Origin of the sequence: Pedobacter miscanthi (assembly GCF_032678605.1) — a bacterium.
GTDB lineage: Bacteria > Bacteroidota > Bacteroidia > Sphingobacteriales > Sphingobacteriaceae > Pedobacter > Pedobacter miscanthi_A.
Genome location: NZ_JAVTSU010000005.1, coordinates 317490 through 328827, shown reverse-complemented (window position 1 = coordinate 328827; position 11338 = coordinate 317490). Strand labels below are relative to the sequence as shown.

Sequence of the window (11338 nt, the reverse complement as noted above, 5' to 3'; positions counted from 1 at the left end):
CGAAAAACTTCATGACATTTAATGTTAGAGTATTCTTAATAATCTTATAATTTGATTTCTTATAGTCCTATGCTTACGCCCATTGAGTAATAACGCAAGGGCGGATAACCATTGATGTTATTAGCAAATAAAGAGGATTGGTTACTTAAAAATTCGGGATCGCACTTAATGTAAGAATTTGAAAAAATGAACCCAAGATTTTCGCCACTAAAATAGATGTTAGCCTTTTTTAGGTGTGCTTTTGATATCCATTTTTGTGGAAGATCGTAACCAATGGTAATGTTCCTGATGCGTAAATGGGCAAGATCAAGTGAATAACGATCTGTAGCCAACGAGCGACCAGTGTTTAAAGCAGGAAAAAAAGCATTTGGATTATCGGTATTCCAATAGCCCAGTTTGGTACTCTCCTTATATGCCGGTGTATAAAAGTAGGCAATATCTGTACCTGCTGTAGAACCCCACACATACGATGAACTGCTGTATATTTTCCATTGCATTACGCCTTCCAGCACTGCTGATATACTAATGTTGTTCCATGAAAAAGAAGGAACAATAGAATAGCTTTTACGTGGATAATTGAAACCATCTTTTACAACATCACCCATGCTGTACCAAAAACCACCGTTTCCGGCATCAATATAACCATCACCATTAAGATCCTGATACTGTAAATATCCAGGGTAATTATAGGTTCCATTAAGCGTACGTCCGTTTAAATCGTTGGTATTTTGTGCTATTCCTGCTGATTTATACACAAAGTTTTGACCAAAAAGCTCACCGGGAGTCCAGCCACTGCTTCTTGAGCCCGAACTATTGCTGCTATACTTTGTTACATAGCCGATATAATCACTCATGTTAAATTTTACATCATAAGTAAAAGGTTTTGAGGCAAGTGTAAATTTATCATTCCATCCAATGCTAAGCTCCCAACCTCTGGTTTCAGAAACCGAATTGTTTTGTAATGGTGCACCTGTTCCTAATACTGCCGATACGCGGTCTGGCGGACCGATCTGGTCAATTATTCTGCGTTGGTACCAGTCGTAAGAAATATTAAGTCTTTGTTTTAAAGCGGTTATATCGATACCAAAATCAAGCATGGTTGGTTTTGCCCAGGTTAATCCTTCGCTAATCAGATCTGGCGGAGTAGCTACATTGGAGTAGTTACCTCCTAACAGGGTAGTTCTGCTTACGCCAAAATTAAGAACAGGTAAATAGGTATAATAGTTAGAGGAACCTACTGATGTAAGATCGCCCGAAGTAGACCAGGATACCCTTGGTTTAAACTCACTGATCCAGTTTTTTAAAGGCCAGAAATTTTCTTTTGCTGCATTCCAGGCACCTGAAACGGATGGAAAAAAGCTCCAGCGAGACTTGGTTGAAAAACGTGAACTAGCATCACTTCGGCCTGCAAATTTCACCATATATTTCTCACGGAAATCGTATGTTAACACACCATAGTAACCCAAAGTTGCCCATTCATACAAACCATCACTTGTTTGAGGGTTATTGGCGGCAGCACTCAATGCTTCTACCTGGTTTGGGGCAAAAAGATCAGTTTTACTACCTGATAACGATTCGTAACTGTTTTTTTCTACCTGCATACCTACCTGGGCCAATAAGTTATGCCCTTCGGCAAAACTTCTTTTATATTGTGCATTGAATTTAGCAAACTGGTAATTTAACAAACTACTCGATTTAGCAATGCTGCTTAAATTGGCCGAACGGTTGTTTTGTACCCTTGTTCCATCAGGCCATTCGGTATAGGCAATCTTATCTACTTTAGAGAAACGGGCATTACTTAAGCGCAGGCTATAATCACCGTTCAGTTCAAAATATTTAAATGGCCTTAAAGTAGCACCACCACTTAATACCATATCTTCTCTTCTGTTTTTAATCAAACCACCTTCGCCCAGAATACCTGATGCTCCCAAAATCCATGAATAAGCATTTCCTGACGGCACTTTTAGTGGCGTTGCAAAATACTGCGTCATACTGCCAAATATGTCTCCATAATTGGCTACTGAAGCACCACTGCCTCCATCACTTGCCGTTAATGAACGGTAGTTGGCTCCTTGATTTTCCTGTCGTACATAACTTACATCAGTTCTTAAATCTAACCAGTCGGCAGCTTTATAATTAAGCTTGGTTTGAAAATTATAACGTTTGTTATAATTAAAATCGCCCTTAAATAACCCTTTCCCATCATTGTAACCAAGACTTGTAAAATATTGTACACGGTCTGTTCCGCCACTTAAATTTAAGTTATGCTGTTGGCTAAAATCTGACTGATTAAGATAAGCTTCATACAATTTAGTCGTAGCAAATGATTGTTCCCTGGTCCAATATTTGTAGCTGGCATCGGAGGTAGGGAACTGACCATTTTCGATATATGATTGTGCTTTATCTCCAAATCTGCTACGCAGTTCATCAAATGCCGGATTATTCCAGTCTTGTTTCAGCCATGCTTCCATTCTCGCAATTGTTATGGCATCTACCCCTATGGTTCCTGTACCATCAGGTTTACCGTTTAATTGTGCAGTGTTGATGTAACGGGCCCATTCAGGCGATTCAGGCTGAGTAGGAAATAACACCATTTTTCCAATCCTGACATTATTAGAATAGTTTACAGTTGCTTTTCCTGATTTACCACTTTTGGTTGTGATTAACAATACGCCATAAGGTGCCCTTGATCCATAAATCACAGAAGAAGCCCCATCCTTTAAGAGTGAGATAGATTCCACATCATCTGGATTAACATCCTGCATAGGTCGTTCAACCCCATCAATAAGGACTAAAGGACTTCCTGAGGTACCAAAACCTGTAAAACCACGAATGTTTACGTTCGGAACTGTTTCTGGAGCACCACTTGGCATTCTAATATTCAATCCCGGGGCTAAACCAACTAAACCGTCGGCAAGAGTCCTTAATGGCCTGTTTTCTAGTTTTTTACTATCAATAGTAGAGATGGCATCCGTTAAACTGGTTCTTTTTACTTTACCATAAGCCGTAATCACCACATCATCAAGGTTCTCCTGTGATACAGCAAGCTTAATAACACCGTCTTTAACATCCTTTGCCAATACCTCTTTACTCTGGTAACCAATAAAAGAAATGACCAGGCTGGCTGCATTGTCTTTTACATTGATGATAAATTCGCCATTACCATTGGTTTGAACCATATTGCCCGTACCTTTTTCCGTTACACTTGCGCCCGGTATAGGCAAGCCCCTTTCATCAACCACCTTACCGGTAATTTTTTCGGCAAACAGTTGAAAAGGAGTAAAAAAATTAAGCTTAGTTTCTTTTCCTTTAATCATCACGGTTTTATCCGTAATCTGATATTCGAGTGCCTGATCTTTGAAACAGATTTTCAGCACTTCCTCAAGCGTGGCATCTTTTACATTAATGCTAACCGATTTGGCTAATTTTAGCGCTTTCTTGTTATAAAAAAAATCGTAATTACTCTGATCACGGATTTCGTTAATAATTAACGATAAAGGTGTATTTACCTTATTGAGGGTTATTTTTTGTGCGAATGAAGCCGCACTTACCTGCATTATGGCTATTATCAGAAAAAATATAGTAATCTTCATCACCAGCAGAATTTTGTAAAAGGCATGGCGGTGCTTACCATACCGATTATGTAAGTTTAAATTCATAAATTTGAATGTTGGGTTTCGGTTTAATTCTTCGTTAAATTTTTATTCCGACTTGTCGGAATGGGTAAACTCAATATCCGGTCAGAGGTGCACTAACACCTTTGGCCATTTTTTTGATTTACCATGGTCGCCGCAGTTATTTCGTCACAATTACCCTCCTTCCTTCAATTTTAAAGTGTACGTCGCCATCAAATGCTATGATTTTCAATAAGGAAGATATATTTTTCGAACGCGATACTTTGCCCGCGTAAACAATGCTGGGATCTGGTTTAAACTGGTAAATTACTTCAACATCATACCATTTAGCCACTTTGGTCATAATAGACTCCAGGTTCTCATCAAATTTGAAATAACCATTTTTCCATGCCACCACATCCTCTACATCCACATCCCTGGTTACTGTAATTTTATCTGCACTTACCTGTGCCTGCTCTCCCGGAACCAGTAACTTTGTAGATCTGCCATCCGAAACCTTTACCGAGCCCTCTATCAGCGTAGTTTTAATCTGTTTCTGATCTGTATAAGCCATGATATTGAAATGTGTGCCCAGCACTTCAACCGTTTGTTTGCCACATTGCACCTTAAAAGGCATGTTGGCATTATGGGCCACTTCAAAATAAGCTTCGCCGGCAATTTTTACATTTCTTTCGTTCCCCGTAAAATGAAGTGGATAAGTAATACTCGATAAGGCATTTAGCCATACTTTAGAATGATCGGGAAGCACCACCTGCCATTGTCCGCCTACTGGTACTTCAATCGTATTAAACTCGGGTTTGCTGCCTGTAATTTCATTGCCTGCGGTTGCCTCGTAAATTAACTGGCCATTGGCTGTTTTCGAAACCCTGATGCCGCTTTGGCTGGCAATCTGGCCATTACTTAAGCCCTCTAAACTGATTTTTTTACCATTGGCGAGTATTAAAATGGCTTTATTGCTTCCGGGAGCAACATCATGAGCCTTAACCATGGCTTTTCGATCTGTTTTTTGCTGATCTACACCCAAATAAAAGGTGGTACCCAGCGCCAGTAATATTGTTGCCGCAAGTGCAAAGGCTTTTAATTTTTGATATGGGTTAAACCTTGCAACCAGTGTATCTTTCTGTTCTATGCGCTCATTAATCTGCAGCAACATTTTATGTTTGGCCTCCTGGCGCTCATCTGTTGACAGGCGATCGGTATAACCTTCATTCGACGCCTGATTTTCATACCAAAGTTCAATTTCTCTGATCTCGGCTGCTGTAGCCTGACCGCTATTAAACTTATTCATGATTTGAAGCAGATGTTTATCGAACGCACTTTGATTCTTGCTCATATCAGGTATTCGAAGCAAAAGCAAAAAGGTTCTACCCTAAATCAAAAAAAAATGATAAAAAAAATGTAAACACCTGAATAATAGCATTATAATATTTAGCAAGAAAATTATTTTGAAAAGAAAAGCAGCACAATGATAAATAAAAAGGTTTTGCTTCCTTTAAATTCTTCTCTCAGGAAAAGCATGGCTTTGTGAAGGTGTTTTTTTACGGTACTCACCGAAATGGCTGTGCGATCGGCAATTTCCTGATGGGATAATTCATCGAAACGGAACATGATAAATACTTCGCGGCATTTTTCGGGCAGGTTTTTACAAGCCGAAAGGATGCTGCGTTTAAATTCTTTAATCTCCAGCTGATCGTCGGGCGTAATGGGCGACAGGTTTGTTTCCGCAATCAGACTGTCGATATGCCTGTAATGTAATTGTTGCAAACGGTAAGCATCAATAATTTTAAATTTCAGCGCGGTTTTAAGATAAGCTTCTAAAGTAGATTTTGGATCGATTTCGCAGCGGCGGAAATAAAGATTAACAAATACCTCCTGCACTACTTCTTCTGCATCTTCTCTCGAACGTAAACGCTGATAGGCGGCATTGATCAGAATTTCCCAGTAGCGGCTGTAAATTTCAGCAAATGCTTCTTTACACCCTAACCTAAGCGGGATAATCAAATCATTATCAGAAAGTTTAGCGTGATTTTTCATTTAGGGAACTGAGAATCTCGGGATTACAATAATTTGATATGTTTAGCAAAACTAAACTTTGTTTATTAAAATCAAAGTAATTCTGTGTTAATTTTAAGTTATTATATCAAAATGGGTATAAGCCATTGGCTGGCGAGGTAGATTTAACAAAAAGCAGGCGCAGAGATCCTTTGTGCCTCAAGGATGACAGATTATGAAAATCAGCCGTCATTCACGCGAAGGCCTATCGTGTGGGCACATCTTTTAGGCAAAAAAAGGCACTATGCTAGCTTGCTTTGAAATAACACAGCGCTTACCGAAGCACGCCTGTCAATCCCAAGGGCCAGGAAAATCAAAAAAACAGGCGTACAACAGTACAAATGGCACTAGCAAACCTCAAACGCAGTGGTTTTGTGTTTCATGTTTGCAAAGACTTTTCACCCGACCCTAACAAACAAAACAATTGCCACTGTTTTTTTGATGTGTATGGGGATTGTGTAAAAGGCCCCTTGCTGGATTGACAAAGCATTTTTGCATACTTTTGATGCCTCAAAAGTTTGATGCCTTGCGGCATAGGAGCAAATAAAACTAATCTAATATTTGTGTCCACACTATAGGCGCAGGCGGGAACCTTAATGCAACCTGCAAACCCTACCAAGGCATTACGGTTCCCAATCAAGTTGGGAATGACAAACGGAGCTAAAGAAAAAAAAAGAGCCCTGCGGCGGCAGAGCAAAGGGCAAAAAATACGAGGCAGCGAGTGCCAGTGGTTAATTACACAAAGATCCTTCGTGCCTCAGGACGATAAACTTCGAAACTTGTAAAAACAAAAAAGGTATCCCAAAATAATGGAATACCTTTTTACTTTATATTATTGCTTTTGCCCTACCAGCCTAAATAATATTCAGGGTTTAACCACACCGGCCTGTCCAGTCCAAAATAATCCTGCAACATTTTTTCAGCTACACAGAAAGCCCCCTCTACCCAACCCTGCTGGTCAGAATAAGCTTCACCAATAATGTGGATCTGCTCATCAGAAACCGGTTTACGCATATATGGCATTACATTTTCAACCGAGTAACCCGCTTTCCAGGCATGGTAACCAGCGCCAAAAGGCTCATCTGTCCAATCCCTGAAATAAGTTACATAAGGCTCGGGGATGGTTACCTCCTGTCCGTGCAATTCGCGCAGTTGAGTCATCAACTCATCAACCATTAGTTTGGTGGCTTGTACACTATCCAGTTGGTGTAATTCTTTTAAGGAGGCCGATTTGGCTGGTTTTACCTCGAAAAGTAATTTATCATCCGTAAGTGCTTTCCAAAAAGTTTCCGTTTCCATATCGCCGTAACTGCCCAGCAACATTGAGTTATTGGTTACCAGATCGGTTCCAAAATAATAACACTGCCTCATGGGTAAATCGGTAATTGAGTGACCAGAATCAATACCCAGGTCTTTCCACCATGGGTAAGGGAAACCCATTAGAATTTTAAAGGCCGGCTCCATAATTACCGATCGGATATTGTTGTTCAATACGGAGTTTTCGTTGATATTGAAGAAGAAATTCTCCTGATCCAGCAGTTCCAGCGATTTTCTTGGCATGGCAAGCACCAGTGTATTCGCATATACATTCCAGGTGGTATTGGTTTTCAGGTTGAGGAAGGTAAGCTGGTACCGATGCGTGCTTGCCAGCGGATGCGTTTTGGTGAAAGTAAGGAGTTTATTCTCCGACCAGATGCAGGCACCTTCAAAATCGGTATAGGCATTGGCTACCGCATAAGCAATACTGTCATACCCTTCTTCAATGGTTTTGTAAATGGTACCTGCAGAGAAATCGCCCACCATATAAGGAAAAGCTTCGGCCGAATTCCAGTTGATGGTGTTCGAATAATAGCCGCCGGCATTGGCTAAAAACTCATAACCTTCCTGCGAAACCTGATCTTTAATTAAATTCCAGAAACCCAGGTCGTTTACCTTGCGTTTATCGTAAGGCGAATTAGGAAAATTGTATACCAGTTTAGGTTTAATATCATCCCAATCCCTGCTTGTTAATTCAAAAGAATAATCGTAGATCGAAGTACCTTTTATGATTTTCTTGCCATAGGTTTGCGCCACCCACGGATCGGCCATTAAAACATCATAAATAATTTTATTAAACAGCTGATCCGAACTGAAACCGAAATCATCATCATTAAGGTAATAACGGGTGCTCAATTTTTCTCCTACAGCCTGCGCTTCGGTCCAGGCATCTTGTTTAAAACGCTCTTTCCGCAGGTACATAATCAGTTCTGCCGGGTCGCCCATCGGGAACGGAACCGGCGTCATTTTATCTTTCAGCACGGGGATACGTTTTGCAGGATCTTCTTCGCTCAGCGGGTAACCTTCAATTAAGGTGGTTACAATTTGCTGCGAAGTAAGGTAACGCATCCCGCCTAACTCGCCCCAGAAATCCATGCCCGGCATAATTACCGACTCGAGCCTGCCGCCCAGTTTATCGTTCATATCAAAAATCTGTACTTCGCTGGCGGTATACTTTTTATCTGTTACCAAACGGTAAGCAGTATATAAACCCGAAGTTCCGGCACCGATAATGGCTACCTCGGTTTTTAAATCAGGTTGTTTACCTGTATTTAAAGGTGTGTTTTTGTTCATATTTAGATGGTTTTAGAGTGCTTTAAAGTATTTTCTGCCCAGCTGGAAGGGCTTGATATCAAAATCGGTATGTCCGTCTAACACCAGGTCGGCCATGATTTTACCTAAAAAGGGCGTAAACTTTGCGGCCCATCCGGTAGCGTAGAGCACTATATTTTTATGGTTGGGCACATAATTTGGTGCAAAATCGATCAGTAATTCCTTGTTTGGTATTTTACTCAGTGCAATTAAACAGGTAGAGGTATATTCAGGCTCCAAACTTAAACCTGTCATATGTTCTTTTACCCAATCAGCAGTATAACCCAGCTCCTGTGGGTTAGGGATCAGCGTTCTGTCGTTCGGTTCTTCTATCGGTTCGATCACAAAATCAGGTGCTACGCGGATGTATTCGGGATGGTCCCAATCTACCGATGGAAAGCCATAAAACTGGTTACCGTTTTCGCCAACTGCATTCTGGAACACAAACCAGGTTGGATATTGTATGCCTGGGTCAGTCTTTTTAAAATAGGCCGACGACATGTTCCAATAGGTTGCTTCTATTTTAAAATCCAGTAAATTAATTACGCTGTTAATATATGGGCCAGGAATAATAGACAGTTTTTTGCTGATGTAAATGCCATTTGGTGTCGTAATCTCAAAAAGTTCGCCTATCTGGTTGATTTTAAGCACCGGAGAATTTTCTTCCAGCTCAACTGTTTCTTCTTTTTTGCATAGGTTTAAAAGCGTTTCGATGGTGGCTTTAAAATTGATGCTGGCGCCATCGGGCTGGAATAATCCGGTATAAGTTTCGGGCAGGTTCCTGAAGTGGTATTTTTCTTCAATTTCTTTAGCCGTTAAGTTTACATAAGGTACTTTTAAAGCTTTCAGCGCCTCTTCTGCTTCAGCAATATTCCCTTCTGTAGAGTGCACGGCGGGGTCTCCAAACCAAAGCGTACCCACTTTATCAAGCAATGATGTGCCGGTTTCTTTTTCCAGTTCGTCCCAATAAGGCTGTGCATCTAAAGCCATCTGCACCATATATTGATCCGGGTATGGAATGCGAAACTGGCGCGATACCCCTGCCGAACTCCCCAGCTGGTTTACAAAAGTAAATTGTTCCAGCACTAAGGTTTTGGCTTTTCGTTTACCCAGGTGGTAGGCCGTGGCTAAGCCTATGGCGCCCCCGCCAATAACGATAACATCGTAATTTTCTGTTTTCATAAATTTGTTTGGTATGGTTGTTTGGAATTGGTGATAAAGGATGGGCAGTAGCCAGGCCTGTACCCTGCTATATCTCTTTAAACTTATTTACGGTTAAGTTCGCTTTAAGCTGGCAGACTATGCCTAAAGCAAAAAAGAGGTTAAAGGGAAACAGGAAAATGTTTGCGGGATGAGCTTGTACATGGGAGATTAATTTAGCGTATGGAGACTTAAAAATAAGTCTTCCGTTATTTGGTTTAGTTCAAAGCTAAACAATTAACCATCGATTTTTATACTCATTTTTCAGTATTTTGAGAACGCTTAAAGCAAAAATTAAACTACATTAATACAACATACAGGCGTAACTACCTGGCCTTTATTTAAATATAAGGGAGAGTGCTTTTTTGCTACAAATAATGGGTACCGGCTAAACTAAATGTATCAACATAATTGTATTTATATTGGAAATTGACAATATTCTTCAAATTTTGAATGATATTTGTACCCAACCCTTTTCCTCAAAAAACAAGGACTAATTTTCTTAATCTGCTTATATTTAGTTCCGAAAAACACTAAATTAGCCTCACTTTACCTCACCCAAAATTCAGGATGCACCACATTTCAATCACCCCTTTCTCCGCAAACGGCATAACCTATACACCTTCCGCAAAACCGATTGTAGTGATCTGCATGGATGGTTCAGCAGATGAATACCTGGATACTACTTTGGCACATGACCGGATGCCAAACTTAAAAAAAATGATCTTGCAGGGTTACAGGGGAATGGTACGTGGCGCCCTGCCTTCTTTTACCAATGTAAACAATGCTTCGATTGTAACCGGCGTTAGTCCTGCGGTGCATGGCATATGTGGTAACTTTTTTTACGATGCCGAAAAAGATGAGGAAGTAATGATGAATGCTTCGGCTTACCTGAGGGCAGAAACATTACTGGCCGCAGCAGCTGATGCGGGGCGTAAAGTTGCCGTAATTACGGCCAAAGAGAAATTAAGGGATATCCTTTCCCATCAATTAACAGGTATTGCTTTTTCTGCAGAAAAAGCGGCACAGGTAAACCTGGAAACACATGGCATTGAAAATGTAGAAACATTAACCAGACAAAAAACACCGGCCATTTACAGTGCCGATGCCAGTTTATTTGTACTGAAGGCAGGTGTTAGCCTGTTGAAGCAGGGCGTGGCCGATTTTTTATACCTTTCGCTTACCGATTACATGCAGCATACCTATGCACCAGATACCGAAGAATCGCTGGCTTTTTATGAAGCACAGGATGCTGAATTTGGAAAAATGCTGCAGCTGGGAGCCATTATTGGGGCTACAGCCGATCATGGCATGAATGCAAAAGTAAAAGCTGATGGTTCGCCAAATGTATTGTTCATCGAAACCATGCTTACGGAGAAGTTTGGCAAGGGCTTTAGGGTAATCTGCCCCATTACCGATCCTTATGTAAAACACCATGGTGCATTGGGATCTTATGTGGTGGTACACATGGATGATATTTCCAGAATTGATGAAGTAAAAAACTGGCTGACTTTACAACCGGGTATTACTGAAGTTTACGACAAAAAAACCGGTTGCCACATACTGGAACAGCCAGCCGACCGAAGCGGCGATCTTTTTGTATTATCGGGCCGTGATGTGGTGGTTGGAAAAACGGCTGCCCACCACGATTTAAACGCATTGGATGGCACGCTCCGCTCGCATGGTGGCCGTTACGAAGAAATGGTACCCATGGTAATATCGCACCCATTGAATACCATTTATAAGTTAAAAGCACAGGGTGATCCCCGTAACTTTGATATTTTCGATTTTACAGTTAACGGCACGCAGTAACGTTAACCATC

6 protein-coding genes are annotated in these 11338 nt (G+C 40.8%); 1 reads left to right on the top strand and 5 read right to left on the bottom strand.

Annotation, left to right across the window (positions count from 1 at the left end):
- Positions 1-59: 59 nt before the first annotated feature.
- From R2R28_RS10205 to R2R28_RS10185, 5 genes are all read right to left on the bottom strand, one after another.
- Positions 60-3593 carry a SusC/RagA family TonB-linked outer membrane protein gene (locus R2R28_RS10205; RefSeq protein ID WP_316825579.1) on the bottom strand — a complete coding sequence of 1178 codons (3534 nt, stop codon included), beginning with the start codon at positions 3591-3593 and terminating at the stop codon, positions 60-62.
- Positions 3594-3795: 202 nt separating this feature from the next.
- Positions 3796-4923 carry a FecR family protein gene (locus R2R28_RS10200; RefSeq protein ID WP_316825578.1) on the bottom strand — a complete coding sequence of 376 codons (1128 nt, stop codon included), beginning with the start codon at positions 4921-4923 and terminating at the stop codon, positions 3796-3798.
- 152 nt (positions 4924-5075) lie between these two features.
- Positions 5076-5669, bottom strand: coding sequence for an RNA polymerase sigma-70 factor (locus tag R2R28_RS10195; protein WP_316825577.1), 594 nt, complete (start codon positions 5667-5669; stop codon positions 5076-5078).
- An 864-nt stretch (positions 5670-6533) separates the two neighbouring features.
- The gene (locus R2R28_RS10190) at positions 6534-8297 is read right to left on the bottom strand and encodes a flavin monoamine oxidase family protein (RefSeq protein WP_316825576.1); all 1764 of its coding nucleotides are present in this window, start codon (positions 8295-8297) and stop codon (positions 6534-6536) included.
- A gap of 12 nt (positions 8298-8309) precedes the next feature.
- Positions 8310-9497: an FAD-dependent oxidoreductase gene (locus R2R28_RS10185; RefSeq protein WP_316825575.1), complete on the bottom strand. Its 1188-nt coding sequence runs from the start codon at positions 9495-9497 to the stop codon at positions 8310-8312.
- A gap of 588 nt (positions 9498-10085) precedes the next feature.
- On the opposite strand from R2R28_RS10185, the gene phnA reads away from it, so the two are divergent.
- Positions 10086-11327, top strand: a complete 1242-nt coding sequence (gene phnA, locus R2R28_RS10180) for a phosphonoacetate hydrolase (protein WP_316825574.1) — start codon at positions 10086-10088, stop codon at positions 11325-11327.
- The last annotated feature ends 11 nt before the right edge of the window (positions 11328-11338 follow it).

Excerpts from the sequence above, each read along its gene's own strand:
- R2R28_RS10190 (WP_316825576.1), bottom strand. The coding sequence starts at position 8,297 with ATGAACAAAAACACACCTTTAAATACAGGTAAACAACCTGATTTAAAA.
- R2R28_RS10185 (WP_316825575.1), bottom strand. The coding sequence starts at position 9,497 with ATGAAAACAGAAAATTACGATGTTATCGTTATTGGCGGGGGCGCCATA.
- R2R28_RS10195 (WP_316825577.1), bottom strand. The coding sequence starts at position 5,669 with ATGAAAAATCACGCTAAACTTTCTGATAATGATTTGATTATCCCGCTT.
- R2R28_RS10200 (WP_316825578.1), bottom strand. The coding sequence starts at position 4,923 with ATGAATAAGTTTAATAGCGGTCAGGCTACAGCAGCCGAGATCAGAGAA.
- phnA (WP_316825574.1), top strand. The coding sequence starts at position 10,086 with ATGCACCACATTTCAATCACCCCTTTCTCCGCAAACGGCATAACCTAT.
- R2R28_RS10205 (WP_316825579.1), bottom strand. The coding sequence starts at position 3,593 with ATGAAGATTACTATATTTTTTCTGATAATAGCCATAATGCAGGTAAGT.